The 25,292-nt window shown below is 70.5% G+C and carries 26 protein-coding genes and 2 pseudogenes; 16 read left to right on the plus strand and 12 right to left on the minus strand.

Annotation, left to right across the window (positions count from 1 at the left end; genetic code table 11):
- Window positions 1–45: 45 nt before the first annotated feature.
- Entirely contained in the window at window positions 46–1,554 is a 1,509-nt protein-coding gene (locus OIU81_RS14230) for an FAD-binding oxidoreductase (protein ID WP_329147686.1), read from the minus strand.
- Between the two features lie 54 nt (window positions 1,555–1,608).
- Between OIU81_RS14230 and OIU81_RS14235 the strand changes: the two genes are divergently transcribed.
- From OIU81_RS14235 to OIU81_RS14245, 3 genes are all read left to right on the plus strand, one after another.
- Window positions 1,609–2,691: a helix-turn-helix transcriptional regulator gene (locus tag OIU81_RS14235; protein ID WP_329147688.1), complete on the plus strand. Its 1,083-nt coding sequence runs from the start codon at window positions 1,609–1,611 to the stop codon at window positions 2,689–2,691.
- 94 nt (window positions 2,692–2,785) lie between these two features.
- Entirely contained in the window at window positions 2,786–3,904 is a 1,119-nt protein-coding gene (gene serC, locus OIU81_RS14240) for a phosphoserine transaminase (protein ID WP_329147690.1), read from the plus strand.
- A 198-nt stretch (window positions 3,905–4,102) separates the two neighbouring features.
- Complete coding sequence (locus tag OIU81_RS14245) at window positions 4,103–4,522, plus strand: PPOX class F420-dependent oxidoreductase (RefSeq protein ID WP_329147691.1); 420 nt, start codon at window positions 4,103–4,105, stop codon at window positions 4,520–4,522.
- A 63-nt stretch (window positions 4,523–4,585) separates the two neighbouring features.
- On the opposite strand, the gene OIU81_RS14250 is transcribed toward OIU81_RS14245, so the two are convergent.
- From OIU81_RS14250 to OIU81_RS14260, 3 genes and pseudogenes are all read right to left on the minus strand, one after another.
- Entirely contained in the window at window positions 4,586–4,981 is a 396-nt protein-coding gene (locus OIU81_RS14250; protein WP_329147693.1) for a peptidase inhibitor family I36 protein, read from the minus strand.
- Window positions 4,982–5,488: 507 nt separating this feature from the next.
- Window positions 5,489–6,243: pseudogene (locus OIU81_RS14255) on the minus strand (transposase).
- A gap of 114 nt (window positions 6,244–6,357) precedes the next feature.
- Entirely contained in the window at window positions 6,358–6,696 is a 339-nt protein-coding gene (locus OIU81_RS14260; protein WP_329147695.1) for a hypothetical protein, read from the minus strand.
- Between the two features lie 740 nt (window positions 6,697–7,436).
- Here OIU81_RS14260 and OIU81_RS14265 point away from each other — a divergent pair.
- Window positions 7,437–7,973 carry a hypothetical protein gene (locus OIU81_RS14265; RefSeq protein ID WP_329141763.1) on the plus strand — a complete coding sequence of 179 codons (537 nt, stop codon included), beginning with the start codon at window positions 7,437–7,439 and terminating at the stop codon, window positions 7,971–7,973.
- Between the two features lie 80 nt (window positions 7,974–8,053).
- Here the strand turns inward: OIU81_RS14265 and OIU81_RS14270 are convergent, their stop codons facing one another.
- Window positions 8,054–8,719 (minus strand): IS5 family transposase, encoded by a 666-nt coding sequence (locus tag OIU81_RS14270; RefSeq protein WP_329147697.1) that lies wholly within the window; start codon window positions 8,717–8,719, stop codon window positions 8,054–8,056.
- Window positions 8,720–9,141: 422 nt separating this feature from the next.
- A complete protein-coding gene (locus OIU81_RS14275) occupies window positions 9,142–9,555 on the minus strand; it encodes a hypothetical protein (protein ID WP_329147699.1) in 414 nt (137 codons plus the stop codon).
- Window positions 9,556–10,242: 687 nt separating this feature from the next.
- Here OIU81_RS14275 and OIU81_RS14280 point away from each other — a divergent pair.
- The 3 genes and pseudogenes from OIU81_RS14280 to OIU81_RS14290 all read left to right on the plus strand — a co-directional run bounded on the left by OIU81_RS14280 (window position 10,243) and on the right by OIU81_RS14290 (window position 11,789).
- On the plus strand, window positions 10,243–10,974 hold the full coding sequence (locus OIU81_RS14280; protein ID WP_329147701.1) for a hypothetical protein: 732 nt from the start codon (window positions 10,243–10,245) through the stop codon (window positions 10,972–10,974).
- Between the two features lie 269 nt (window positions 10,975–11,243).
- Window positions 11,244–11,568 (plus strand): annotated as a pseudogene (locus OIU81_RS14285) (transposase family protein); the annotation flags it as partial.
- 83 nt (window positions 11,569–11,651) lie between these two features.
- Window positions 11,652–11,789, plus strand: a complete 138-nt coding sequence (locus tag OIU81_RS14290) for a hypothetical protein (protein ID WP_329147703.1) — start codon at window positions 11,652–11,654, stop codon at window positions 11,787–11,789.
- Window positions 11,790–11,903: 114 nt separating this feature from the next.
- Here the strand turns inward: OIU81_RS14290 and OIU81_RS14295 are convergent, their stop codons facing one another.
- Window positions 11,904–12,914 carry a hypothetical protein gene (locus tag OIU81_RS14295; protein ID WP_329147705.1) on the minus strand — a complete coding sequence of 337 codons (1,011 nt, stop codon included), beginning with the start codon at window positions 12,912–12,914 and terminating at the stop codon, window positions 11,904–11,906.
- 131 nt (window positions 12,915–13,045) lie between these two features.
- Between OIU81_RS14295 and OIU81_RS14300 the strand changes: the two genes are divergently transcribed.
- Window positions 13,046–13,747: a GDSL-type esterase/lipase family protein gene (locus OIU81_RS14300; protein ID WP_329155147.1), complete on the plus strand. Its 702-nt coding sequence runs from the start codon at window positions 13,046–13,048 to the stop codon at window positions 13,745–13,747.
- A 41-nt stretch (window positions 13,748–13,788) separates the two neighbouring features.
- Here OIU81_RS14300 and OIU81_RS14305 read toward each other — a convergent pair whose 3' ends face one another.
- Window positions 13,789–14,376, minus strand: coding sequence for a TetR/AcrR family transcriptional regulator (locus OIU81_RS14305; protein ID WP_329147707.1), 588 nt, complete (start codon window positions 14,374–14,376; stop codon window positions 13,789–13,791).
- Between the two features lie 364 nt (window positions 14,377–14,740).
- On the opposite strand from OIU81_RS14305, the gene OIU81_RS14310 reads away from it, so the two are divergent.
- Window positions 14,741–15,739 carry an aldo/keto reductase gene (locus tag OIU81_RS14310; RefSeq protein ID WP_329147709.1) on the plus strand — a complete coding sequence of 333 codons (999 nt, stop codon included), beginning with the start codon at window positions 14,741–14,743 and terminating at the stop codon, window positions 15,737–15,739.
- A 263-nt stretch (window positions 15,740–16,002) separates the two neighbouring features.
- On the opposite strand, the gene thpR is transcribed toward OIU81_RS14310, so the two are convergent.
- From thpR to OIU81_RS14325, 3 genes are all read right to left on the minus strand, one after another.
- Window positions 16,003–16,572 carry an RNA 2',3'-cyclic phosphodiesterase gene (thpR, locus tag OIU81_RS14315; RefSeq protein ID WP_329147711.1) on the minus strand — a complete coding sequence of 190 codons (570 nt, stop codon included), beginning with the start codon at window positions 16,570–16,572 and terminating at the stop codon, window positions 16,003–16,005.
- A gap of 106 nt (window positions 16,573–16,678) precedes the next feature.
- Window positions 16,679–18,115: an MFS transporter gene (locus OIU81_RS14320; protein ID WP_329147713.1), complete on the minus strand. Its 1,437-nt coding sequence runs from the start codon at window positions 18,113–18,115 to the stop codon at window positions 16,679–16,681.
- A gap of 30 nt (window positions 18,116–18,145) precedes the next feature.
- Complete coding sequence (locus OIU81_RS14325) at window positions 18,146–18,610, minus strand: MarR family winged helix-turn-helix transcriptional regulator (protein ID WP_006603817.1); 465 nt, start codon at window positions 18,608–18,610, stop codon at window positions 18,146–18,148.
- A gap of 124 nt (window positions 18,611–18,734) precedes the next feature.
- On the opposite strand from OIU81_RS14325, the gene OIU81_RS14330 reads away from it, so the two are divergent.
- Entirely contained in the window at window positions 18,735–18,914 is a 180-nt protein-coding gene (locus OIU81_RS14330) for a ribbon-helix-helix protein, CopG family (protein WP_329147716.1), read from the plus strand.
- A 4-nt stretch (window positions 18,915–18,918) separates the two neighbouring features.
- Here OIU81_RS14330 and OIU81_RS14335 read toward each other — a convergent pair whose 3' ends face one another.
- A complete protein-coding gene (locus OIU81_RS14335) occupies window positions 18,919–20,391 on the minus strand; it encodes an NCS2 family permease (protein WP_329147717.1) in 1,473 nt (490 codons plus the stop codon).
- A 275-nt stretch (window positions 20,392–20,666) separates the two neighbouring features.
- On the opposite strand from OIU81_RS14335, the gene OIU81_RS14340 reads away from it, so the two are divergent.
- The 6 genes from OIU81_RS14340 to OIU81_RS14365 all read left to right on the plus strand — a co-directional run bounded on the left by OIU81_RS14340 (window position 20,667) and on the right by OIU81_RS14365 (window position 25,217).
- Window positions 20,667–20,933 (plus strand): DUF2530 domain-containing protein, encoded by a 267-nt coding sequence (locus tag OIU81_RS14340; protein WP_329147718.1) that lies wholly within the window; start codon window positions 20,667–20,669, stop codon window positions 20,931–20,933.
- Between the two features lie 89 nt (window positions 20,934–21,022).
- A complete protein-coding gene (locus tag OIU81_RS14345) occupies window positions 21,023–23,437 on the plus strand; it encodes a cation-translocating P-type ATPase (protein ID WP_329147721.1) in 2,415 nt (804 codons plus the stop codon).
- A gap of 59 nt (window positions 23,438–23,496) precedes the next feature.
- Window positions 23,497–23,691 carry a hypothetical protein gene (locus OIU81_RS14350; RefSeq protein ID WP_329147722.1) on the plus strand — a complete coding sequence of 65 codons (195 nt, stop codon included), beginning with the start codon at window positions 23,497–23,499 and terminating at the stop codon, window positions 23,689–23,691.
- Between the two features lie 100 nt (window positions 23,692–23,791).
- Entirely contained in the window at window positions 23,792–23,980 is a 189-nt protein-coding gene (locus OIU81_RS14355; RefSeq protein ID WP_329147723.1) for a hypothetical protein, read from the plus strand.
- 125 nt (window positions 23,981–24,105) lie between these two features.
- Window positions 24,106–24,870 carry a MerR family transcriptional regulator gene (locus OIU81_RS14360; protein WP_329147725.1) on the plus strand — a complete coding sequence of 255 codons (765 nt, stop codon included), beginning with the start codon at window positions 24,106–24,108 and terminating at the stop codon, window positions 24,868–24,870.
- A complete protein-coding gene (locus tag OIU81_RS14365; protein WP_329155148.1) occupies window positions 24,867–25,217 on the plus strand; it encodes a VOC family protein in 351 nt (116 codons plus the stop codon). The genes OIU81_RS14360 and OIU81_RS14365 overlap by 4 nt, the downstream gene beginning before the upstream one ends.
- The last annotated feature ends 75 nt before the right edge of the window (window positions 25,218–25,292 follow it).

A 25,292-nucleotide genomic window follows, 5' to 3' on the forward strand; every position in this document is an offset into this window, starting at 1 on the left:
GCGGACGGCGAGGCTATTTCCGGACGGGGGCCGGCGCTCCGTCCCCTACTGGCCCCGGTCCGCGGCCCCGTCGCCGAGTCCCCCCGGATGGAAGCGGAAGACGTTCTCCGGGTCGTGGACAGCCTTGAGCGCGGCCAGGCGCCGGTGCTCCCCCGCGTCGTGCACACTGCGCGCCACCTCGGCGGCGTCCGGCCGCGCCCCGTGCCCGCCGAAGAGGAAGTTCACGCTGCGGCCGAGCCGCCAGGGTGCGACGGCCGCCAGCGCCTCGGCGTGCAGCGCCCGGACGGCCGCCAGGGACGGGCCGCCGCCCTCGTCGCCGGCCCCGCCCAGCGGCGACAGCAGCCGCAGCGCGAACCGGGCGTCCCGGTGCCCGACGGCCCCGGCAGCCCCGTCCGTCCTCGCCATCGCCCCGCCCAGATGGTTCAGCTGGACCACGCACATGGCCGGGGCCGCCGGCCCGGTCAGTGCCGCCACCCGCCGCAGCGCCGCCGGGTCCAGCCCGCTCAGCAGCGCGTTGTCGCCGTCGTAGGCGTGCGGGTCGCTCGGGTCGCGGTGGATGGTGTGCGACTCGGCGTACGGCATCTCGCGCAGGTCGTCGCGCACCCGCGGCCCGACCGCCCGCAGCGGCGCCACCAGCCGCTCGCCGTCGGCGGCGCCGCCCGTGAAGGCGATCCGGACGTGCGCGAGATGGCGGCCGCGCAGCGCCTCGGGCAGCTGCGGGAGGTCGGGGTGGACGAGCAGCGCGAGGGAGGAGGTCAGCTCGTCCGGAACGGTCGCGGTCCAGTCCAGGTACGTCGCCAGGACCTCGTCGAGCTGCTCGCCGCCGAACACCAGCTGCCCGCCGTACACCTGGGCCACCGGCACCAGCGCGCACTCCATCGCCGTCACCACCCCGAAGCCGTGCCCACCGCCCAGCAGCGCCCCGAACAGCTCGGGATCGCGCTCCGCGGTCAGGTGCCGCAGGCGGCCGTCAGCGGTGACGAGGTCGACCGACCGCACCAGGTCGGCGGCGTACCCGTAGGTGCGGGCCAGCACCCCGACGCCGCCCCCGAGGGTGTACGAGATGACGCCGACGCCCGGGGAGGAACCGTTGAGCGGTGCCAGCCCGTGGGGCGCCGCCGCCGCGACGACCTGCCCCCAGACGGCGCCCGCCGCCACCCGCACGGTGCGGGCGGCCGGGTCGACCGTCACCCCGGCCATCCGCCGGGTGCTGATCAACAGCCCGCCGTCGGTGGCCGCCGACAGGCCGTGCCCGGTGGCCTGGACGGCGATCGGCAGCCCGTGGTCGCGGGCGAAGCGGACCGCGGCGACGACATCCCCGGCGGACTCCGCCCCGACGATCACGGCCGGCCGGTGCCGGTACGCCAGCTGGAACCCGGACCGCTCGGCGTCGTACCCCTCGTCCCCGGGGACGAGAACGGGGCCGCGGACACCTCGCCCGAGAGCGGCGAGGGCGGCGGCGTCAGGGGTGGAGGGAGCGCCGGGGGTGGGTGCGGGGGTGGGTGCCGGGGCGGGTGCGGGGGCGGGCAGTTGTGCCAGGTCGTCGTGCGTCATGCCCCGCACTCTGGCGCGATAACTTGACACCCACCGTCATATATAAAGGCCCGGATGAAATCGGACCGTCTGCTCTCGATCCTCCTGCTGCTGCAGACCCGCGGCCGGGTGCCGGCCGGCGAGCTCGCCGAGCGGCTGGAGGTCTCCCGGCGCACCGTCTACCGCGACGTCGAATCGCTGTCGGCGGCCGGGGTGCCGGTCTACGCCGAGCGCGGCCGGCACGGCGGGATCGCGCTGCTGCCCGGCTTCCGTACGGACGTCACCGGCATGACCGCCGACGAGGCCCGCGCCCTGTTCATCCTGGCCGCGGAGGGCGCCCACACCGCCCTCGGCCTGGACGAGGCGCTCGGCTCGGCGCTGCGCAAGGTGATGGCGGCGCTGCCCGCCCCGCACCGCCCCGCCGCGGAACTGACCGGCCGCCGCATCCTGGTCGACCCGGACCGCTGGCTGGGCGGCCCCCGCCCCTCGGCCGACCTGGCCGAGCTGCAGTCCGCCGTCTTCAGCGACCTGCGGCTGCGCCTCCGCTACCGCCACAGCGGCGAGACCCAATGGCGGACCTACACCGTCGACCCGTACGGGCTGGTCGCCAAGGCCGGCACCTGGTACCTCGTCGCGGACCGGCGCGGCGCCCCGCAGCTCTTCCGGGCCGACCGGGTGGCGTCCGCGACCCTGACCGACGCCCCGGTACGGCGCCGCGCGGGCGTGGAGCTGGCCGAGGTCTGGCAGCAGCTGCGGCGCCAGGTGGAGGACCGGCCCGCGGGCGTCCGGGTGACCGCACGGATCCGCCGGGACCGGCTGGACCTGGCGGTACGGATCCTCGGCGGGGCCCTGACCGGGCTGCCCCGTACGGGTGAGGGCGGGGGGACGGGGGGCGGCGGGGACGACGGGGGCGACGGGGACGGCGGAGACAGTGCGGACGGCGGGAAGGGAGCGGCTGCCGGGGACGTGGCCGACGCCGACGCCGAGTCCGGCTGGGCGGTGATCGAGCTGACCTACCCGGTCATCCGGGCCGTCCGTCAGCTGCTGCAGTTCGGCGACTCCCTGGAGGTTCTCGGCCCGCCCGAGGCCCGCCGGGTGATGGCCGAGGCGGCGGCGGCGCTCACCGCCGTCTACGCCGCCGACGATCCGCCGCCGTGAGGCGCCGCCGCGGCCGTCCACCGTACGAGCGGCCGGCATCTCACCCGCTGGACGCGCCGCAGAACCCCGCAGCACGACGGATTAGGCTTCGTCCGTGGCTGATATCCAGATTCCCGCTGACATCAAGCCCGCCGACGGACGCTTCGGCGCGGGCCCTTCCAAGGTGCGAACGGAGGCGCTCGGCGCCCTGGCCGCGACCGGTAGCTCCCTTCTCGGCACCTCCCACCGCCAGGCCCCGGTCAAGAACCTGGTCGGCTCGGTGCGCGACGGCGTACGCGACCTCTTCCAGCTCCCCGAGGGTTACGAGGTCATCCTCGGCAACGGCGGCTCCACCGCGTTCTGGGACATCGCGACCCACGGCCTGATCGAGCGCAAGTCCCAGCACCTGTCCTTCGGTGAGTTCTCCTCGAAGTTCGCCAAGGCCGCCAAGCTGGCCCCGTGGCTGGAGGAGCCCACCGTCCTCTCCGCCGACCCGGGCAGCCACCCGGAGCCGCAGGCCGAGGCGGGTGTCGACGTCTACGGCTTCACCCACAACGAGACCTCGACCGGCGTCGCGGCCCCCCTCAAGCGGGTCGCGGGCGCGGACGAGGGCGCCCTGATCCTGGTCGACGCCACCTCCGGCGCCGGCGGTCTGCCCGTGGACATCACCGAGACCGACGTCTACTACTTCGCCCCGCAGAAGTCCTTCGCCTCCGACGGCGGTCTGTGGCTGGCGGCCTTCTCCCCCGCCGCCCTGGAGCGCGCCCGCGCCATCCACGCCTCGGGCCGCCACATCCCGGAGTTCTTCTCGCTGCCCACGGCGATCGACAACTCCCTGAAGAACCAGACGTACAACACCCCGGCACTGTCCACCCTCTTCCTGCTCAACGAGCAGCTGGAGTGGATGAACGGCCAGGGCGGTCTGGACTGGGCGGTGCGCCGCACCGCCACCTCCTCGCGCACCCTCTACGGCTGGGCCGAGGACTCCAAGTACGCCACCCCGTTCGTCACGGACCCGGCCAAGCGCTCGCAGGTCATCGGCACCATCGACTTCGACGAGGGCATCGACGCCGCCGCCGTCGCCAAGGCCCTGCGTGCCAACGGCATCGTCGACACCGAGCCCTACCGCAAGCTCGGCCGCAACCAGCTGCGGATCGCCATGTTCCCGGCGATCGACCCGGCGGACGTCGAGGCCCTGACGGCCTGCGTCGACCACGTGATCGGCAAGCTGTAGCGCGGCGGGTCCCTCCCGTCCGCACACCGCGGCACAGGCCCCGGCGGATCTCCGCCGGGGCCTGTGCCGTTGGGTCATGGGGCCCGGTGTCGGGCCTTCGGGGCTCGCGCCGCCACCGAGCGGGTCGCCGGCCTCGGACTCCCCCGAACGGACGCACCGCATTGTGGCCGAACGGGCGGATATGCCTGGATGGGTGCCATGACGAATCCCCCGGTGCCCGGCCTCGCGCCCTTCGAGCGGCAAGCAACGATCTTGCTGACCACGTACAAGCGCGACGGCAACGGCGTCGGCACACCGGTCAATATCGCCGTCGACGGCGATCACGCCTATCTGCGGACGTACGGCAGCGCCTGGAAGGCCAAGCGGATGCGGAACTTCCCGGAGGTGGAGATCTGTGCGTCCACCTGGCGGGGGCGGCCCACCGGACCCGCCGTCAGGGCGCGGGTGCGGCTGCTGGATCCGCAGACCCGCGAGTACCGGCGCGCGGAGCGCTCACTGACCCGGAAGTACCCGCTGCTCCACGGGCTGCTGGTACCCCTGGCCCACCGCCTCAAGAAGGAACGGACCCTCCACTACGAGCTGCGGCTGGCCGGGGAGTCCCCGGGCGCCGCAGCGTAGGGCACGGGCAGAAACGGCTGACGCCCCGCCCTCCCCCGGCCGGGTGACCCGGGTGATGGCCCCTCAGTCGCCGAGGTCCTGCCCCACCGTGACGGCGTCACCGGGGTACGGGAGGGACGGCAGCTGGGCACCGGGGGCGATCTTCCCGAGGGTGACGTACTGGTAGCACGGGAAGCGGACGCAGGTCACCTTCCGCGCGGGGCCGTACCGCAGGGTGAAGTGCGTCCCGTTGGCGAACGACCGGGCCGACGCCGGCAGCTTCACACCGTTGGTCCCCGCCTTCTCCATGTCCGACGCGGGAATCACCGTGACGGCGCCCGACAGCCCGGACCCGCTGTAGGTACACAGACTCCCCGCCGGACAGCTCGGGGCCGCCTGCGCCGGAGCGGTGAAGCCGACGGCGCCGAGCACGAGGGCGAGGGCCGAGCCGGCGAGTGCTAACGCACGCTTGCGGACCATTGATCTACTCCGAATTCTTCGGGGACGACGTGGGTTCAGAACTGCGGAATTCCCTGAATTCCGGACCGCACTCACTGTGCCACGGGTTCCGGGCGGACCGGACCTCATGGACCCGATTGCGCCTCACGACATCCCATTAGCGGACATCACATTTTTGTCCGGTTGCGCTCGCCCGGTACTCCGTTCTTTGTGGCAAACCCACTCCCGCGCAGGCGCCACGTTTTTCCCCTCACCGCCGGACCCGCCCCGACGATGACCAGATCCCTCCCCCCCCCGCCACGAAGGCGACCGCCCCCTTCCGTCCGGCACCCACACCTCCCTGCGGAAAAATAATTTCCCTGACACGGGAGACATCCGAAGTTCCCGCACGACCCCTATGCAGAAGCGGCATCACAGGATCCGGTCGCGGAAGGACCGCAAGAGATGAACGGGATCCGGCGGACCGAAGGAGTTCACCGAAGCGCCACCACCAACCCGCTTTGACACCCCCTCACTCACTGAGCTCTTTCAGCGTTGCCGCTCCAGCGTGAGGACAGCGGCGGCGATTGACGTCATTCGATTCGGGCTGCACCGGGATCGGCGGAAGATGCGCCAGGACTTCAGTCGTGCGACGCCGCGCTCAACCGGGGCCCGGGCCGCGGACAGTGCACGGTTGACGGTTTGCTGGGTCGGTGTGAGCTCGCGGCCCGGCGGGCGTCTGAGGGGTGTCGTCACCCACGCGCCGGCTCCCATGTAGGCCCGGTCAGCGAGGACTGGGACGCCTTGGCGTTCGCAGATCCGGATGATCCGGTGGTTGCGCGCTGCCGTCAGATCGTGGGCGCGGCCGGGCAGTGCGGGTGAGATTCACAGAAGTCGGCCGTCTGGATCGGTCACCAGCTGCACGTTCACCCCGTGTCGGCGGTGCTTGTGGGAGTAGTCGGCCCGGCTGTCGCCGACCCGGTCGCACTCCGCGAGGGTGCCGTCCAGCAGGACGTAGTCGGGGTCCGCTTCGCGCAGGGCACGGAGCAGGCCGGGTGCGCGGTCGGCGAGCAGATTGACGAAACGACGGCGGCTGTGTAGGCGTGGGCGGTGCCCACCGAGATGCCGAACCCGGCGGCGATCTGGGCGAGGGTGTCGTGCCGGCGCAGGTACACCAGGCCGACCAGCGCACTCTGATGCGGCGGGAGCTTGCAGCGGCGGTCACCCTCGCGGGTGACGATGAGCATCGTGACCCACTCGACCAGGGCGTGAGGCAGGTCGAGTGCGGCAGAATACGGAACCAACGCGGCTCCTGTGCCTGTGGGTTGAGACTTCGAACACCTCCCCCAACGGCACGGGAGCCCCGTGCATTTCGCACACCACCAGCGAAACCCGATCCGTGGCCGTGCTGAAAACGCTCACTGGTTGCCGGAGCCGTCGGGGCACACTACTTCGGCGGACACATGATCGGTACTCTTGCCGGAACTAAGATCCTTTCCCGCTGCGGACACCGAACTCTCACATTCAAGTGTGGGCCTTACTGTTGCAGTAAAATTGACCAATCCGTTCTGTTTCACGTCCGCCGTCCCCTGCGCCAAGGTCCTTCCCCCTGTCGTGAACACAAAATGAGCCTTTCCGCCCGGCGTGAAGTCCTCACCATCAACTATGAGTGAAGTGACAGGATGACGGTGGGGGATTTCGACGGGGAGATCGTTGACGGCATGGACGCCTCTGATCCGAGGGATGGGTTGGGTCATGTTGCGGTCCTCTGCGTCGGCTCACGTCTCCATGACCTGAGTGATGGAACCTTCGTTTCCAATGTGTGGCAAGTCCGGTATCACTGCAACCTGGGCGTAGGCACCTTCTGGTTCCGCTGACCGGAGGCCCAGTGACAGAGCCTCAGGACTCGGACACCGGGGAACTCGCCACTCGCCGACTGCGTGATTCGGCGGAACGTCACGGCCGAACCCGGGAGCACGGCACCCACTCGTGTGCTGAAGGCGCCGCGGACGGATCGCAACCAGTTGCGACCGTCCGCGGCCGATGCACAATAAGAGGCGATCTCTCAGTGGAGGGCGTGGGCGCGCTGACGCCAAGCAGTGGGCGGAGTCCGGAATTGTCAGAGTGAGCCGGGCACAGCGGCCGCCAGGGACGGGCCGCTCGCGGGCGGGGCCGTCGTGGCCACCGGCAACATGACCGGCCCGCTCGCCGCCCTGTCCCGCAACGAGACGAACGAGCTCATCGAACGCGTCGGCGTCAGAGCCGAGGGTGCAGGGAGCTTGCTCAGTCGCGCTCCCTGCGAGCCGTTCGCATTGGCCATCCGGCAACTACGCCCAGGCCGCCGATGAGAATGGTTGGCAACGCGTCAGGCACCCAGAATCCTTAGTGGCTGTTGTCGTTCCGAATGTGAGGGCAGCGTTTTCGCTGGTCAGGCATAGCGTGGGTGACTCGGTGGAAGTGGTGGCATGTCGTGTCGTCGCTTTCCGGGAGGTTGCGGATGCCGTCGGTCGTCGGACTGCTGGAACGGCATGAGCTGGCCGCTCGCCGTCGAGTCGACGGGTTGCGTGAGGAAGCCGACCGCATCCAGGCGGAGCTGGCTGCGGCCGAGCGGGAGTGGGAGGAGTGGGCGATCGCCCGCAGGCGAGTGGGCACGGTCCTGGCTCCGGACGGCGGCAACATCGCTGATGAGGAGACCGCCTCCGGCCCGCGGGACACGGACGCGCCCCCGGCGCCCAGGCAGGCGGCGAGACCGAAGTCGCAGGTGCCGGTGTGGCGTGAGGGGCTGGCCTGGTCGGTGCTGTCGGTGGACTATCAGCGCATCCTCGAGGCCCTCGCGAGACGACACCGGCTCCATCAAGGGCCGCTGACCTGCCAGGAGTTCGCCGTGGTGTTCGGCCTGGACGCGGTGCCGGCCAAGGTGGAGGCACTGCGGTCGAAGGCGAAACGCCTGGTCGCGCGGGGCTGGCTGGCCGAGCGACAGCCGGGACAGTTCACCCTCGCCCAGGGCCCGGCCGGGCAAGGCGACGCGTCATGAGCAGGGTCATCGACCAGTAGACCATCGCCTGGCACTGGCGGTGCGGCGTTCGAAGTCGCGCACCAGACGGCGGGTGCGCATCAGGTGGCGAAGAACCGCTCGACGATCCACCGCTTGGGCAACACTACGAAGCCGCGCATGTCATCGCTGCGTTTCACGATTGCCAGGACCAGCGCGAACGCGACCAGGCAGTGCTCGACGAGGCTGCCGGTGTAGCCACCGTCGGCCCAGACCAGCTCCAGCCGGTGGTGCACGTCGGCGACCTGCCCGAGCAGCACGTGGGCGGCGGTGCGGTCGCCGGTGTCCGCGGCGGTGACCATCACGCCCAGCAGCAGGCCGAGCGTGTCGACCACGACGTGCCGCTTGCGGCCGTTGACGAGTTTGCCGCCGTCGAAGCCGCGGCTGTCCGATCCGCCGAATGCGTCCGCCTTGACCGACTGCGAGTCGATCACACCGGCCGTCGGTGCCGCGTCGCGGCCCAGTTTCTCGCGGACCTGTCCGCGCAGCCGGTCGTGGAACTCCTTGACCAGGCCGTGGTCGCGCCAGCGGCGGAAGAACGCATATACCCGGTCCCATGGTGGGAAGTCCCCGGGCATCGCACGCCACTTGATGCCGTTGTCGACGAGGTAGCGGATCGCGTCCAGCATCGCGCGGTGGCAATACGCCTCCGGCTGCCCACCCCGGCCGCGCAGCCAGGCCGGCATCGGCAGCAGCGGCCGGACCGTCTCCCACTCCGCGTCCGTCATGTCCGACGGATACCGCCGAACACGCTCCGGGTGATCGGCCGCATTCCCGAACCGGTGAGCGACACAATCACACGACAGTGCAGTCGAGTTGAACTGAACTGGCGCGAACGCGTACAACTGCGGCAACAGGGTCTCCTGGATCTCGGTTGGCTTCGCAACCCCGAGCTACCAAGAGGCCCTGCCTTCATGCCGACGGCCAGCGGCGATCACCCGATCGAGACTCCCGTTCGACGCACACCCCTCAAGATCGGAACGACAACAGCCACTTAGTGAACTGTTCAGCGCCATAAGGTACATATCAGGACCTTTTGACCTGCCTACTGAATTTGAACTCGTGATGTCGGGTTCATCGCGGGCTGAGGTGTGTCAGATGTGGGCCCTGTTTTGCTGCACTGGATATCCGAGTGCGTCCCCGACGGCGGTCAGTTCCTCGTCGCTGAACCAGGCGCGCTCGGGGTTCCAGATGGCGATCTCGAATCGAGCAAAGCCACAGGGCCAGTCGTAGTCTCCAGTGCGTCCAGCGAGGTCGCGGTGCCGCAGCAGGGGACCACCACGGCGAGGGTTGCGAAGCCGTCGTCGCAGTGGGCTTCGAGTAGGTCGCCCCACCACTCGGTGTCGATCGACGCGCCGCAGTGGGGACAACCGATCTTCTGCAGATTCTGACCACAGTCGACGACGGTGAGTGTGTCGTGCCAGGTGACGTCAATCTCGACGTCGACGCCGTCGGGGAGTCCGGGGGCCAGGTCCTCCACGATCGACGCAGTACGGTCAGCCGCGGCCTGCTCGGGCTGCCAGTGTGGGTCGGTCGGAATGACAGAGAGGACGTCGTCGCTCATGGGCTCACTCGATTCGTCGGGCGGAAACCTCGAATGTGCCCTCGCCCATCAGAGCGTGCTGGCACAGCGGACAGGTGTGGACCCCGTCGGTTTCATTTTCCTTGAGGCCAGGAGCGGGTTTGCAACACGGCGCTTGAGCTCCTCCACCAGCCTTCATCGCCTGGCGAACGCCCCGTGCAGTGGACTCCTCGGCCGCCAGCATCGGGCGGTGATGGGTCTGCGGGCCGCCGACGGGCGTCCTAACCTGAGAAGAGGCATGACAGACCCGCGCCCCTCCGAGGCGTCGAACCCGAAGCCCTCCCACACGGAAAAGGGGACCTTCGTCATGACCACCCAAGCCACCCAGTTCACTTTTGAGACCGTCGACGACTCCGGTATCGTCCTCGGCCAGTCCTTCCTGACCGTGGACGGCAATGGCGATCCCGCCATCGCCTACCTGTCCGGCTCGGAGGTCAACCCCGCCGTGATGGTGGCCCGTCGGCAGAACGGTCAATGGTCGCGGGAGAACACCGGCGGCACCGCAGCACCGGACACCGTGCGGATAAGCTTGGGGTTCGACTCGCAGGGCGTTCCGCGGCTGGCCTACCGAGACCGCAGCACCGACCACGGGATCTTCGCCACCAGGGGAAACGGCATCTGGTCGTTCGAGGAGATCCCAACCGAGGGCGGGATCGCCGTGGGGGCGTCGTGGACGTCTCGATGCAGATCGAGCCGAATCTGCACAACCCGCCGTTCGCCGACGCCCCGACAGTCGCGTTCCGCGACGCGTCCCAGGGAGATGCCCTGCGCGTGGCGAGGAAGATCGGCGGGTCGTGGCAGATCAGCGGCGTCGACGGACCGAGCGACACCAGGAGCGGCGTCTCGCTGGCCTTCGACAGCAGCGCCGGGCTCACCGTCGCCTACTTCCAGGGCTTCGACACCGGCGCGCCCGCCATCAGGGAGCCGCTGAAGCTGGCACGGGAACTGCCCAGCGATGTGACGGACACCCGGCCGCCGGACTTCGACAGCCAGGTCATCGACAAGGACTTCGTCGCCGCCGAAAGCGTGTCCATGGCCAGCGGGCTCCTTGGCCCAGCGCTCATCGCCTACGCCGACCGCAAGTCCCGCACCGTCCACGCCTGGGTCAACGAACTGTCGGGTGAGCCTCCGAGGATCGAGGTGGTCGCGGGGGGCAACGTCACCAACGGCCCCCGACACCCGTCGGCGGCCGGCAACCCCCACCAGAACCTCTTCGTCGCCTACCTCGACAACGGTCAGGTCGTCCTCGCCAGGCGCAGCACACTCACCAGCGAGTGGACCAGCCAGCCGGTTGCCACCGGCGACGGCTGGCCGTCCCTCGAGTTCGGCAAGGACGGCACGGCCCATCTGGCCTACGGCACCGGGAAGTTGATGTACGCCAGAAGCGCCACCCCCGCCTGACGGGCACCGTCCGAGCGGCCCCGCGGGGGTGCCTCTATGCGCTTCGTCAAGGAAATCGGGCTGTGTTCGGGAGGCGGGGCGGGCAGCACCGAGTGATGCCAAGTCTGCTGTTGGGGCGACGTCAGGAACTTCTTCGACCCCTCTCGCCCGGACAGGAAGCGCATGACCTCACGGAGCCCGCGCACCTTGCGGGGACTTCCTCATCAAAGCCCCCGATCACAGACGGGTGATCAGCAGCGCGGACACCAGGAGGGCGGTCTGATGCAGGGCTGCCGGGCCGCACCCACGATCTGACCGCGGCCCGCACCCACCGCATCATCCGGATCTGCGAACGCCAAGGCGTTCCCGTCCTCGCTGACCGCGTCTACATCGGCGCCGGCTCCTGGGTGACCACGTCGATCAGACGGCTCCCGCACCAGGACCTCAACCCGACCCAGCGGACGATCAACCGAGCTCTGTCGGCTGCGCGAGCGCCAGTCGAACGAAGCGTGGCGCAACTGAAGGCCCTGGCGGATCTTCCGCAGGGCTCGCTGCAGCCCCAACCGCCTGTCGTCAATCTCCGCCGCCGTCCTCACCCTGGAGCGTCAACGCTGAAAACGCTCACTCTGTACGTTCCCTTTCCCCTAACATGACGATGCGTCAGATTCACTTTCCTCAGCCACCCTTACGGAGAGAACATGCAGGTGAAGAGGTGCATTACCGCCGCGATGCTGGTCGTGGCGTGCACGTCCGGCCTCTCGGTGACGGCAGGCGGCACCGCCCGGGCACAGGGCGGGAACGGCGACGAGAAATCGGCCGGCAACTCCGTCTGCTGAGGTTCGAGCCGAACACCACGACGGCAAAACTGGCCTGGGACACCGCTTCCTAGGCAGCACCCCGTAGACCGCGAGGCGCTGGGGCCGGCACCGGTAGCGGACCGCGGCTACCGGTCATCGCTTCGGTCCCCGGCGCAGCAGTCTGCGAAGGCCCACCACCAGAGCCGTGGCCGCCGCGAGGACCATGGCGCCCTTGATGAAGGACGGGTCCAGGTCGTCGGTGTGTGAAGTGCCCTTGCCCGCATGGTTGTTGTCCGCGGGGTCGCCGTTCTCCGGGTCGTTCTTCGTGGTGTCCGGCAGTTGGTCGTTGCTCAGGCCGACCGGCTTGACCTCGCTGTCCGTGCCCTCGGAGCCGTACATCAGGGTGCGGCCGTCGGGGGTGAAGGTGACCGATTCGCCCTGCTGCTGGATCGGTACGCCCACGCTGCCGAGGTCCTTGGGGCGGCCGTCCTGCCAGCGGAAGATCCGGGCGCCGAAGTAGCTGCGCAGCACCAGCCGGGTGCCGTCCGGGGAGAACGCGCCGTCGGTCACCCACAGATCGACCGGTGCGACCTTGCGGAAGGTGTTGGTGGCGCCGGCGGCCAGCCGCTGCGGGCCCTCGTAGAGCGCGCCGCCGCCGTCCTGCTTCTTGCTGGCGATGTAGACCCGGCCCGTCTTGGGGTGGACCATCAGCGCCTCCGCGTCACGCGGGCCGTCCGCGTACTTCACGGTGAACTGGGTGGCGGTGACGGTGGCATCGCGCAGGGTCTTGGGTTCCGGGAAGCGGTAGATCCAGACGTGGTCCCACTTGCCGCCGAGGTTGTCGCCGATGTCGCCGAGGTAGAGGTTGCCGTCCGGGCCGAGCGAGATCGCCTCGACGTCACGGGGCGCGCCGATACCGCGCAGGGTGATCCGGGCGACCGTACGGCCCGACCGGGAGTCGACGGCGTAGACGTAGGGGCCGTCGTCGCTGTCGTTGTGGGTCCAGTAGATCCCGGGGTGCGCACGGCTGGCGGCCAGACCGCTGGACTCGGTGATCCGGGGGTCGCTGATGCTGAAGCCGTCGGGCTCGTCGGCGGCGGCGGGCACCATGGACGCCGACCACAGGATTCCCGCGGCACCGGCCGCGCACAGAAGCGAACGCATGGGCACAGAGTGCCATCCCGGGCGGCGGCACGGGGCCGGCCGCGGGCTTCACGGCGCCCGGCGGGCGGGGCGTGGCCAGCGTCACGTACCGGGCAGTAGGGGTTCTCGGCCATCATGACCGGATGAGGATCATGTTCGTCGGTGACTCGATGACGATAGGAAGCACCGGCGATTTCACGTGGCGCTACCGGATGTGGCAGCACCTGAACGCGACATCCGGCGGCCCGTACCGCATCGTCGGCCCGCGCCGTGCGCTCTATGACCCCGCCACCGGCACCGCCGCCTCGTCCGCCTACGCCGACCCCGGCTTCCCCGAGGAGGCCCGGTGCCACCTCGCCGGCTGGGGCGAGGGCTGGCTGCACATGGCACCGGTGATCGGCGACGCGGTGCGCCGGTACGAGGCCGACACCCTGCTGGTCTCGCTCGGCCTGATAGACCTCGGCTTCTACACGAACGCCGTGCAGACCGCGAAGAACGTCCGGCACTTCGTGGCACAGGCCCGCGCGGCCGCGCCGCACCTCCGGGCGGTGCTGATGCCGGTGATACCCAATGTGCGGGCCGCGACGGACAGCGCGTTCGGGGCGGAGTGCGTGCGCTTCAACGAGCTGCTGGCCAAGGCCGTGGCCGATCTCTCCGCCCCCGGCTCGCCGTTGCTGCTGGCCTGCGAGCCGGACGGGTGGGACATCGAGCGCGCCACCTACGACGGGACGCATCCCTCGGAGCGGGGCGAGCGGCTGCTGGCGGGGGCGTTCGCCGAGGCGATGCACCAGGCGTGGGGCGTCGGCGGCCGGTATCCCGTCGCCGGGCTGCGGGAGGCCGTGCCCACGCCGTGAGGTGCCGCATCGTGCGCTGTCCCGCAGGCGCACCGTGAGGCTCAAGAAGGTGTCGGCGCGGTCCACGAGTCGGCCAGCGCGCACAGGTCCGCCAGCGCCGCCTCCGTGCGCGCGCGGTCGCCGGTGACCAGGAAGTCGGTCCGCAGGCCCGCATAGGCGCTGTTCAAAAACGTGGCGCGGACCCGTGCCGGGCCGGGGGCGAGACCGCGGGCGCGAAAGGCACCGGCGACGAATTCGGCGCGGTCCGCAAGGAACTTCGGGACCCGGCCGCCTAGCCGGCCGGCCGCCGCCAGCCCCTCGATCTCGTGGAGGAGGCGGGTCGCACCGATGTGTTCGGGCTCCAGCTGGCGCCGCCAGGAGTCCCGTACGAGCCCACCGATGCCGCGCGAGAGGTCGCTCCAGCCCTCGGTGGCGCGCAGCTGGGCGTGCTGGAGCTCGTCCAGCCGCGCGAGGACGGCCGTGAGGAGATCGTCCTTGTCCGCGAAGTGGTGGGTGAGCACCCGGGTGCTGTGCCCGAGCGCCCGGGCCAGCGGGCGCAGTGAGAGATTGACGAGCCCGGTCTCGGTGAGATGGCCGATGGCCGCGTCGAGGATCTCGGTACGGCGGTGGGGGTCGCGGGGCCTGGCCATCGGTCGGACTCCTCGTGGGGCGGGATCGCTGGGCGAACGGGGGGCTCCGGGCGCTGCGAGCTGCGCGGGTCCGGTGTGGACCCGCCCTCCACCCTAATTAAGAAAACGGACGTTACGTCAACGGCCCGCCCGGCGCGCCGCCTGCGCAGAGGCGCCACCCGTCCCCCTCGCTCTGCGCCCTGACGCTCCGTACCGTCACCCTCCGGACCGGCGGCCGCCCGCCCCCGCGGCGCACCGCCCGTACCCAGCAGCGAATTGACGCTTCGTCAGGAAGCCGAGCGGCCGCCCCGCCGCGCCGGGACCATCCGGCGGCACTCCCCGCGGGTCCTTGCTTCGAGCGCACTTCAAGGCGTTGGCTGAAACCATGAAGTACACGCAGCTCGGACGCACCGGACTCAAGGTCAGCCGACTCGTCCTCGGCACGATGAACTTCGGACCCCAGACGGACGAGGCCCACAGCCACACCATCATGGACGCGGCGCAGAGCGCGGGCGTCAACTTCTTCGACACCGCCAACGTCTACGGTTTCGGCGCCGACAAGGGCCGCACGGAGGAGATCGTCGGCTCCTGGTTCGCCAAGGGCGGCGGCCGGCGGGACAAGACCGTGCTGGCCACCAAGGGCTACGCCAACATGGCACCGGAGGGCGACAAGGTCTGGCCCAACCACGACAAGCTCTCCGCGCTCAACATCCGGCGCTCCGTCGATGCCAGCCTCAAGCGCCTGGGCACCGACTACATCGACCTCTACCAGTTCCACCACGTCGACCGGGACACGCCCTGGGACGAGATCTGGCAGGCGATGGACGTCCTGGTGCGGCAGGGCAAAGTCCTCTACGTCGGCTCCTCCAACCACGCCGGCTGGCACCTCGCCCGCGCCAACGAGACCGCCGCCCGTCGCGGTTCGTACGGCCTGGTCAGCGAGCAGTGCCTGTACAACCTCGCCGAGCGGCGCGCCGAGATGGAGGTCATTCCGGCCGCCGAGGGCTACGGCCTGGGGGTCATCCCCTGGTCGCCGCTGCACGGCGGGCTGCTGGGCGGCGCGCTGCGCAAGGAGCGCGAGGGCGGCGGGGCCCGCTCGGCCGTCGGACGCTCGGCCGAGGCCCTCGCCAACTCCACGATCCGCGCCCGGATCCAGTCCTACGAGGACCTGCTCGACAAGCACGGCCTGGAGCCCGGCGAGGCCGCACTGGCCTGGCTGCTCACCCGTCCCGGCGTCACCGGCCCGATCGTCGGCCCGCGCACCACGGACCAGCTCTCCTCCGCGCTGCGCGCCGTCGAGCTGACCCTCCCCGACGAGCTCCTCACCTCGCTCGACGAGATCTTCCCCGGCCCGGGGCCGAGCCCGGAGGCCTTCGCCTGGTGAACGGTCCGAGCGTCCGGAGCCGGCGACGGCCGGACGCCGGGCGCTCAGCGGCGGCCGCGATGGCGACTGCCGTGGCCGGTGCCGCCGGCGCTACAGGTGCGCTCAGTGCAGCGCCGCCGCCACGACCACGACGATGAGCAGCACGGCGAGAAGTCCGGACATGATCCGGTTACGGGTCTTGGGATCCACCCCCTGAGCGTAACCGGGGCAGATCCGAACGTTTCATCGGCCCATGGCTGAGCGGCCGGGCGGGGCCCGGCGGCTCAGTGGCCGAGGGGCCAGGACCCCACCGCCTCGTACCGGGGCTGCCGGCCCGCTTCGCCGGGGGCGGGGGGACGGCTGTGCATCAGGGCGAGGGCGTCGACGGTCCAGGGGGTGCCGGCGAACTCCTTGAGGGCGTGCGCGTACGGGCGCAGATCCAGGTGGGGAACCCGGTTTCTGGCCAGCGTGAGGTGGGGGGTGTACGGGCGGTGCTCGTCGTCCATGGCGAGGCCGGCCCGGCGGCCCGCCGCCGACGCCGAGTCGGCGAGCCTGCGCATGGCGGGGCGGTCGCCGTCGGCCCCGGCCCACACCACCCGGTCCGAGAAGCGGCCGCCGCCGGCGATCCGCAGCTCGTAGGGGTCACGGCGGTGGACGGCGCGGGCCAGTCGCTCCCGGAGTCCGGGGACGACGTCCTCGGGCACCTCGCCGTAGAAGGCCAGGGTGAAGTGCCAGCCCTCGCGGCCGGTCCACCGCAGCCGGTCGGCGGCCGGGAGCGCCTTCAACTGTGCGACCTCGGCGGCCAGTTCCTCCAGCGCGCGAGCGGAGGGCAGGACGGCGGCGAAGAGTCTCATGCGGCCAGTGTGGCGCAGCACACCCGCGGTCCGGCGGATACCGGGGAGGCGGCCGGACGACGGGACCGTGCGGACGGACACGCACACGGCCCCGTACGGACCCGTCCTAAGCAGCCGGCGCCAGATCCTTCTCCGTGGACGCGGTGGTCCCGCAGCTCCGGGGGACGACCGCGAGGTGCCGGCGGCCGCGACGCAGGTCGACCTGGAGGCGCAGACCGCCCACCCGCGCGAGGATCAGGCCGATGACGACCGCGGCCCCCATGGAGATCGCGCCGCCCGCCACGAAGCCGGTCCGGGCGCCGTAGGTGTCGGTGACCCAGCCGACGAGGGGGGCGCCGAGCGGGGTGCCGCCCACGAAGACCATCATGAACAGGCTCATCACCCGGCCCCGCATCAGCGGGTCGGTGGCCATCTGGATGCTCGAGTTGGCGGTGACGTTGATCGTCAGACCGACCATGCCGATCGGGGCGAGGAGCGCCGCGAAGACCCAGAACGACGGGGCGAGCGCGGCGGCGATCTCCAGAGCGCCGAAGAGCAGCGCCGCACCGACCAGCAGCCGCAGCCGGGAGCGGGCCCGGCGGGCCGCGAGCAGCGCGCCGATCAGCGAACCGGCCGCCATCAGGCCGTTGAACAGGGAATACGTTCCGGCGCCCTGGTGGTAGACGTGATGGGCGAACGCGGTCAGCCAGATCGGGAAGTTGAACCCGAAGGTCCCGATGAAGCCGACCAGCACGATGGGCCAGATCAGGTCGGGGCGCCCGGAGACATACCGCAGGCCCTCCCGCAGCTGCCCCTTGCTGCGCGGCACCCGCACCACCTCGTGGAGCTCGGACGTCCGCATCATCAGCAGTCCGGCGATCGGGGCGATGAACGACAGGCCGTTGAACAGGAAGGCCCAGCCGCTGCCGAACGCGGTGATCAGCACACCGGCGACGGCCGGCCCGACCAGCCGCGCCGACTGGAAGTTGGCGGAGTTGAGGCTGACGGCGTTGCGCAGCTCGTCCTGGCCGACCATCTCGGAGACGAACGCCTGCCGGCAGGGGTTGTCGACGACGGTGACCATGCCGAGGGCGAAGGCGACCAGGTAGACGTGCCAGACCTGCACCTCACCGCTGAGCGTGAGCACGGCGAGGGCCAGGCCGGTCAGGCCCATGGCGGACTGGGTCAGGAACAGCAGCGTGCGCTTGGCGAAGCGGTCGGCGATGACGCCGCCGTAGAGGCCGAAGAGCAGCATCGGCAGGAACTGCAGCGCGGTGGTGATACCGACCGCGGTGGAGGAGCCGGTGAGGCTGAGCACGAGCCAGTCCTGGGCGATGCGCTGCATCCAGGTGCCGGTGTTGGACACCATCTGGCCGGTGGCGAAGAGGCGGTAGTTACGTATGCGGAGCGAGCTGAACGTGCCCTTGCGCGGCGTGGCGGCGGGGCCTGCGGCGAGTGCCGGGGCGGGGCCCGGGGCGGTCGCGGTCGCGGTCGCGTCGTCGGAAACCGTGTCGTCGTGGGAGTTCGGTGCGGGGGCGGAGGGTGCTCCGGATCCCGTACTCAAAGTGGGTTCGCCTCCTCGGCCTCGGGGGTTCTACAACTGTGCGAGCTTCTCCAGCACGGGCGCGGCGGCCCGCACCTTCGCCCACTCGTCCTCGTCCAGCCCGGAGGCCAGCTCGGCGAGCCAGGCGTTGCGCTTGCGGCGGCTCTCCTCGAGCATCGCCTCGGCCTGTTCGGTCTGGGTGACGACCTTCTGACGGCGGTCGTCGGGGTGCGGTTCGAGCCGGACCAGTCCCTTGGCCTCCAGCATGGCCACGATGCGGGTCATCGACGGCGGCTGCACATGCTCCTTGCGGGCCAGCTCCCCGGGGGTGGCGTGGCCGCAGCGGAACAGGGTGCCGAGCACCGACATCTCGGTGGGGCTCAGCGATTCATCGACCCGCTGGTGCTTGAGCCGGCGCGACAGGCGCATCACGGCGGACCGCAGCGCATTCACCGCGGCTGCGTCGTCTGGGGGCACCTCACGGCCGTCAGGCTCGGGGCGGGACAGTTCCGGCATGTTCCTTAGCGTAACTCATTACCTTAGCTAAGGAAAGCCGGCGTCTCCGCATGAATCACCCGAACGAGTGAGGGCGCGCGGGAAAGTGACGCGCCTGGCCGCGGGGGAACGGGACCGTGTCCGCATGGGATCGCAAGTGCTCAGCGTGCGGGTGGACGGGGAACTGCTGGAGCGCATCCGGCAGCATGCCGCAAAACGCGGAATGAGCGTCCAGGACTATGTGGTCCGGACGCTCATCCGCGAGGACTTCGACGAGCGGTTCCAGTCCTCGCTCGACAAGTCGGAAAAACTGGGGTTCCCGTAGCCGGCTACTTGACCCCGAGTGCCTGCTCGATCGGGTGGAGCAGGAAGTAGACCAGGAAGAAGAACCCGACGACGTTCAGCAGCCAGGGGATCTCCTTGAAGCGCCCGGTCGCCGTGCGCAGCAGGATGAAGGCCAGGACGCCGATGCCGATGCCGTTGGTGATGCTGTAGGTGAACGGCATCGAGACCATCGTCAGGAACGCCGGGATGCCCACGGTGAAGTCGGCCCAGTCGATGGCCTGCACGTTCGAGGCCATGATCAGGAAGCCGACGACCACCAGCGCGGGCGTCGCGGCCTGCGCGGGGACGACCGTCGCCAGCGGCGTGAAGACCAGCGCCAGCAGGAAGAGGCCGCCGGTCATCAGGTTCGCCAGGCCCGTGCGGGCGCCTTCGCCGACGCCGGCGGTGGACTCCACGAAGCAGGTGTTGGCGGAGGCGGAGCCGAAGCCGCCGGCCGCGACGGCGATGCCGTCGACCATGAGGATCCGGCCCATGTTCGGCAGCTGCCCGGTCTCGTTGTCCAGCAGACCGGCCTCCTCGCCGACGCCGATGATGGTGCCCATCGCGTCGAAGAAGCCGGACAGCAGCACGGTGAAGACGAACAGGCAGCCGGTGAGCACACCGACGTCCTTGAAGCCGCCGAACAGGCTGATCTGCCCGATCAGCCCGAAGTCCGGGGTGTCGATGATCTGGCTCGGGACGTTCGGGACCGCCAGGCCCCAGGCCGCGTCCGGGATGGTCACGAGCGCGTTGATCACGATCGCGACGACCGCCATGCTGACCATGCCGATCAGGATCGCGCCCTTGGTCTTGCGCACGACCAGCACGAACATCAGCACCAGACCGGCCACGAAGACCAGCACCGGCCAGCCCTGGAGCTGTCCGCCCTGGCCGAGACCCAGCGGGACGGTGGTGTGCGCGGCGTCCGGGTTACGCGTCACGAAGCCCGCGTCGACCAGGCCGATCAGCGAGATGAACAGGCCGATGCCGATGGCGATGGCGCGCCGCAGGCCGTTGGGGATCGCGTCCATCACCCGCTGCCGCAGGCCCGAGGCGACCAGGATCATCAGCACCAGACCGGCGAGCACGACCATGCCCATCGCGTCCGGCCAGCTCATCTTGGGCGCGAGCTGCAGCGACACCACAGCGTTGATGCCCAGGCCGGCGGCGATGGCGATCGGGACGTTGCCGATGACGCCCATCAGGACCGTGCTCAGACCGGCCATCAGCGCGGTGGCGGTGACCAGCTGGGCGTTGTCGAGGTGATGGCCGAACTTGTCGACACCGGAGCCGAGGATGATCGGGTTCAGCACGATGATGTAGGCCATCGCGAAGAACGTCGCCAGTCCGCCGCGCAGTTCGCGGCTGACCGTCGACCCCCGCTCGGAGATCTTGAAGAAGCGGTCGAAGGCGTTCGTGGGCGGCTTCGGACCGGAGTTCGTGAGGGTGTCGACCGGCGGGGTGGCCGAGGGGGACATGCGGACCTCAGGTGGGACGGGCCTGGGCAGGCGTGGGGGCCCGAGGGCCCGGAACACATACGGATACAGAAGCAGGAGTAGAGGGATCAGATTGGATGAATCGACGATGCAATCCAGTCAGACCCAGAAAGGTTCAGTATGAATAAACAATTCGTTGATCGCTATCTCCGCGCGTAGACCCTTGGGGCGCGCCGTCCCGCGGCCTTTCCCCTCGACCGCCCACCGCGCCCACGCCGCCCGCGGACCCCGCTCCCCGCCCCCGTAAGCTGGGCGCCATGTGGAAGAAGTCCGAACTGCGCGAGGCCCCGGCGCCTCTGGAGGGCCCCGTCGTCGGCACGGTCACCGGCGGCACCATCATCTGGTTCGTGCTCTTCCTCGGCCAGCTCCCCTTCTACGGCTGGTACGCCGACCACGGCCACGCCTGGTGGGTGTGGACCTGTCTGGCCGGCGGCGGCCTGGGACTGGTGGGCATCTGGTACGTCCGCAGGCGTGACGCCGCCATCAAGCGGGCGGCCGCGGCGGCCGCCGACGCCCCCTCCTGAACGCGGCGCCTCCCCGCACCGGACCGCGCCCGTACCCATACCCGCCCATCCAGCGGGTGAAGTGCACATTCCGCCCGTAACGTCGAGGCATGACGGAGCGGGCGAGGGCCGACACCGAGCACCCCGGACCCGGCGGTGAGCCGGCCGGCCGGCCCGTCCGGGAACCGGTCAATCCCGGGCTGACCGCCGCCGAGGTCGCGGAGCGGGTCGCCCGGGGCGAGGTCAACGACGTCCCCGTACGGTCCTCCCGCTCGGCCGCCGAGATCGTCCGCGCCAATGTCTTCACCCGCTTCAACGCGATCATCGGCGTGCTGTTCGTGATCATCCTGATCGTCGGGCCGCTCCAGGACGGCCTGTTCGGCTTCGTCATCGTCGCCAACACCGGCATCGGCATCGTCCAGGAGCTGCGGGCCAAGAAGACGCTGGACAACCTGGCGGTGGTCAGCGAGGCCAGGCCGACGGTGCGGCGCGACGGCACCGCCGTCCAGGTCCCCACCGCCGAGGTCGTCCTCGGCGACCTCCTCGCCCTCGGCCCGGGTGACAAAGTCATCGTCGACGGCGAGGTCCTGGAGTCCGACGGCCTGGAGATCGACGAATCGCTGCTGACCGGCGAGGCCGACCCGGTCCTCAAGAAGCCGGGCCAGCCGGTGATGTCGGGCAGCTTCGTGGTGGCCGGATCCGGCGCCTTCACCGCGACCAAGGTCGGCCGGGAGGCGTACGCGGCCCAGCTCGCCGAGGAGGCCAGCCGCTTCACCCTGGTCCACTCCGAACTGCGCACCGGCATCAGCCGGATCCTCAAGTACGTGACCTGGATGATGATCCCGACCGCGATCGGTCTCATCCTCAGCCATCTGCTGACCCTCGGGCTGCCGGGCGACGAGGCGATCCGCCGGATGGTCGCCGGGATCGTGCCGATGATTCCCGAGGGCCTGGTGCTGCTCACCTCCGTCGCCTTCGCGATCGGCGTGATCCGGCTCGGCCGAAAGAAGTGCCTGGTCCAGGAGCTGCCCGCGATCGAGGGGCTGGCCCGGGTCGATGTGGTCTGCCTGGACAAGACCGGCACGCTCACCGAGGGCGGGATGGACGTCCGGGCGCTGCGGGTCCTCGACGGCGACGAGGCGTACGCCGCACGGGTCCTGGGCGCGCTGGGCGCCGCCGATCCGCGCCCCAATGCCTCCCTCCAGGCGATCATCGACGCCTATACGGCGGACGACTCCTGGCACTGCACCCGGACGCTGCCGTTCTCCTCCGCCCGCAAATACAGTGGCGCGACCCTCGACGGCCCGGACGGCGAGCCCACCACCTGGCTGCTCGGCGCCCCCGATGTGCTGTTGCCGGCCGGCGACCACCGCCTCGCCGACGTCGACGACCTCAACGCGCAGGGCCTCCGGGTGCTGCTGCTGGCCCGGTCCGCACACGAGCTGGACGATCCCGAGATCGCCCGGGACGTGCGGCCCGTCGCGCTGGTCGTGCTGGAGCAGCGGCTGCGCCCGGACGCCCCCGGCACCCTGCGCTACTTCGCCGAGCAGGGCGTCCGGGCGAAGGTCATCTCCGGCGACAATGCCGTGTCGGTCGGCGCGGTGGCCGCCCACCTGGGGCTGCCGGGCGCCGACGCCCCGGTGGACGCGCGCGAACTGCCCTCCGACAAGGCCGCGATGGCGGCCGCACTCGACCACTCCGCGGTCTTCGGCCGCGTCACCCCGCAGCAGAAGCGGGACATGGTCGCCGCCCTCCAGTCGCGCAGCCACACCGTCGCGATGACCGGTGACGGCGTCAATGACGTCCTCGCCCTCAAGGACGCCGACATCGGCGTCGCCATGGGCTCCGGCTCCGAGGCGACCCGCGCCGTCGCCCAGATCGTGCTGCTCAACAACAGCTTCGCCACGCTGCCTTCGGTCGTCGCCGAGGGCCGCCGGGTGATCGGCAACATCACCCGGGTCGCCACCCTCTTCCTCACCAAGACCGTCTACTCGGTCCTCCTGGCGATCCTGGTGGCCTGCTGGCAGATCCCCTATCCGTATCTGCCCCGGCATCTGACCCTGCTGTCCACCCTGACCATCGGCATCCCCGCGTTCTTCCTGGCGCTGGCCCCCAACAAGGAGCGCGCCCGGCCGCACTTCGTCCGCCGGGTGATGCGCTACGCGATCCCCTCCGGCCTGATCACGGGCGTCGCCGCCTTCGTCACCTACCTCCTGGCCCGCGGCTACTACTCCGGCCCCGGCTCCCTCTCCGCCGAGACCAGCGCCGCGACCCTGACCCTCTTCCTCGCCGCCCTGTGGGTCCTGGCGATCATCGCCCGCCCCTACACCTGGTGGCGGATCGCCCTGGTCCTGGCGATGGGCCTGGGCTTCGTCCTCGTCCTGATCACCCCCTGGCTGCAGCACTTCTTCGCACTGCGCCTGGTCGGCACGACGATGCCCTGGGCGGCCGTCGCCATCGCGGTGGCGGCGGCGGTGCTGCTGGAGATCACCTGGCGGTGGGTGGGCCGGCGTTTCCCGGCCTGAGCACGGGCGCAGGCCCCCGCATGCCGGCACCCGCCCCGTCTCCCCTAAAGTCCGTGCACATGACATTCCACCCGGGGGACCGCGCGCACGAACTACTGGCGCGCTCGCACCATCACTACAGCCATTACAGCCATTACTCCACCGGCCACAGCTCCTCCTCCGGCATCAGCTCCGGCGGCTGGTGGATGATCGTGGTCGGCGTCGTCATCGGGGTCGGCTGGGTCGTCGTCAAACGGCGGTTGCGCACCGGCTGACAGCGCACCACGAGCCACGCCGCCCGAGCGCAATCCGTCCCCGTCCCGAGCCGTCCGCCCGGTGCCCCGAGGGCGAGTTGCCGCACTACACTCCGGCCCCATGACACTCCACTCGGGGGACCTGGCCTACAGGGTGCTGGCACGCTCGCATCACCACTACCACCACCACACCGGCGGCTCCTACGGCGGTACCGGTGGCGGCACCATCGACTGGTGGGTGTGGCCCCTCCTCGCCCTCTCCGCGATCGTCGTCATCTGGAGCCTGGTCAAGCGGTTCCGCTCGAACTGACGCCGCGCCACCGGGCGCCGCAGGAGGCCGGCGGGTGCAACAGGCGGGCTTGCGCCTTCCGTTACGTCAACTCCTACGGTCTTCCATGTGGCCGGAGAAACCGGCCCGGCGACGGGAGGCACGACATGGCCTGGTCGATCTCGGATGTGGCCCGGATGTCCGGGGTGACGTCCCGGACGCTGCGGCATTACGACGAGATCGGTCTGCTGCCGCCTGCGTGGATCGGAAGCAACGGGCACCGCTACTACGAGGAAGCCGATCTGCTGCGCCTGCAGCAGATTCTGCTGATGCGGGAGTGGGACCTGGGGCTGCGCGAGATCCAGGCGGTCCTGGACAGCCAGCTCGACCAGGTGACCGTGCTCCGTGAGCACCACCAACGGCTGCTGGCGGAGCGGGACCGGCTGGAGACACTGGCCCGCACGGTCGGCCGCACCATCGCCGAACTGGAGGAAGACAAGGACGACAACGCCATGACAAAGATCAACAGGCCGGAGAACCTGTTCGAGGGATTCGAGCCCCGGGCCGAGGCCGAGGCCGAGGTGCGCGAGCGGTGGCCGGCGCAGTGGGAACAGTCCCGGCAGGCCGTCGAGACGATGACCACCGAGGACACCGAGCGGTGGCAGCGTGAGGTGACGGCGCAGATGATCCGCCTGGCGGAGTTCATGGTGGCCGGCACACCGGTGACCGACCCCGCGGTGCAGGCCGAGATGGACACCCACTACCAGGGCATCTGCCGCTTCTGGACCCCGAACGCGTGCGCGTACAGGGGCCTGGGCCAGACCTACGTCGACGACCCGGAGTTCCGCACGAACTTCGACAAGATCGCCGACGGGCTGGCCGTCTACCTGCACGACGCGATGGCCGTCTACGCCGACGCCCGCCTGAGCTGACCGACGGCTCACCCTGCCGGGGGGCTGCAGACCCCCGGCGACAGCCAACTCTCCCCCACACTCGGCCCTTCCAAGAGGCGTTCGGTTGGACGCCCGCTGACTACGGACCCACGTACACCGACGTCGGCGGTGCCGGCGTGGGGCTGGGGTTTCAGGCCGATCCGGAGGAGCGGACCGGTGCACCGCTGGTGGCCATCCGAACCGACGACCTGGAGGCGGCCCGGGCCGCTGTCGAGGCTGCCGGTGGAGCGATCACGGTGGAGGCTTTCGATTTCCCCGGAGGACGGCGATTTCACTTCCGTGAGCCGGGCGGCTGCGAGCTGGCGGTGTGGCAGCCCGCCGACTGACGGCCCGCACTCAGCGGCGCTGTGCGGCGGCATTCCCAGCGCATCGCCGGGCGCCGGAACCGGTGCAGGAGGGCC

It is taken from the genome of Streptomyces sp. NBC_01454 (genome assembly GCF_036227565.1).
In the GTDB taxonomy this organism is placed as follows: domain Bacteria; phylum Actinomycetota; class Actinomycetes; order Streptomycetales; family Streptomycetaceae; genus Streptomyces.

Bases quoted from the DNA above. Each gene is read 5' to 3' on its own strand.
- OIU81_RS14230 (WP_329147686.1), bottom strand. From the start codon at position 1,554: ATGACGCACGACGACCTGGCACAACTGCCCGCCCCCGCACCCGCCCCG.
- OIU81_RS14235 (WP_329147688.1), top strand. From the start codon at position 1,609: ATGAAATCGGACCGTCTGCTCTCGATCCTCCTGCTGCTGCAGACCCGC.
- OIU81_RS14245 (WP_329147691.1), top strand. From the start codon at position 4,103: ATGACGAATCCCCCGGTGCCCGGCCTCGCGCCCTTCGAGCGGCAAGCA.
- OIU81_RS14250 (WP_329147693.1), bottom strand. From the start codon at position 4,981: ATGGTCCGCAAGCGTGCGTTAGCACTCGCCGGCTCGGCCCTCGCCCTC.
- OIU81_RS14260 (WP_329147695.1), bottom strand. From the start codon at position 6,696: ATGACCCAACCCATCCCTCGGATCAGAGGCGTCCATGCCGTCAACGAT.
- OIU81_RS14265 (WP_329141763.1), top strand. From the start codon at position 7,437: ATGCCGTCGGTCGTCGGACTGCTGGAACGGCATGAGCTGGCCGCTCGC.
- OIU81_RS14270 (WP_329147697.1), bottom strand. From the start codon at position 8,719: ATGACGGACGCGGAGTGGGAGACGGTCCGGCCGCTGCTGCCGATGCCG.
- OIU81_RS14275 (WP_329147699.1), bottom strand. From the start codon at position 9,555: ATGAGCGACGACGTCCTCTCTGTCATTCCGACCGACCCACACTGGCAG.
- OIU81_RS14290 (WP_329147703.1), top strand. From the start codon at position 11,652: ATGCAGGTGAAGAGGTGCATTACCGCCGCGATGCTGGTCGTGGCGTGC.
- OIU81_RS14295 (WP_329147705.1), bottom strand. From the start codon at position 12,914: ATGCGTTCGCTTCTGTGCGCGGCCGGTGCCGCGGGAATCCTGTGGTCG.
- OIU81_RS14300 (WP_329155147.1), top strand. From the start codon at position 13,046: ATGTTCGTCGGTGACTCGATGACGATAGGAAGCACCGGCGATTTCACG.
- OIU81_RS14305 (WP_329147707.1), bottom strand. From the start codon at position 14,376: ATGGCCAGGCCCCGCGACCCCCACCGCCGTACCGAGATCCTCGACGCG.
- OIU81_RS14310 (WP_329147709.1), top strand. From the start codon at position 14,741: ATGAAGTACACGCAGCTCGGACGCACCGGACTCAAGGTCAGCCGACTC.
- thpR (WP_329147711.1), bottom strand. From the start codon at position 16,572: ATGAGACTCTTCGCCGCCGTCCTGCCCTCCGCTCGCGCGCTGGAGGAA.
- OIU81_RS14325 (WP_006603817.1), bottom strand. From the start codon at position 18,610: ATGCCGGAACTGTCCCGCCCCGAGCCTGACGGCCGTGAGGTGCCCCCA.
- OIU81_RS14330 (WP_329147716.1), top strand. From the start codon at position 18,735: ATGGGATCGCAAGTGCTCAGCGTGCGGGTGGACGGGGAACTGCTGGAG.
- OIU81_RS14335 (WP_329147717.1), bottom strand. From the start codon at position 20,391: ATGTCCCCCTCGGCCACCCCGCCGGTCGACACCCTCACGAACTCCGGT.
- OIU81_RS14340 (WP_329147718.1), top strand. From the start codon at position 20,667: ATGTGGAAGAAGTCCGAACTGCGCGAGGCCCCGGCGCCTCTGGAGGGC.
- OIU81_RS14345 (WP_329147721.1), top strand. From the start codon at position 21,023: ATGACGGAGCGGGCGAGGGCCGACACCGAGCACCCCGGACCCGGCGGT.
- OIU81_RS14350 (WP_329147722.1), top strand. From the start codon at position 23,497: ATGACATTCCACCCGGGGGACCGCGCGCACGAACTACTGGCGCGCTCG.
- OIU81_RS14355 (WP_329147723.1), top strand. From the start codon at position 23,792: ATGACACTCCACTCGGGGGACCTGGCCTACAGGGTGCTGGCACGCTCG.
- OIU81_RS14360 (WP_329147725.1), top strand. From the start codon at position 24,106: ATGGCCTGGTCGATCTCGGATGTGGCCCGGATGTCCGGGGTGACGTCC.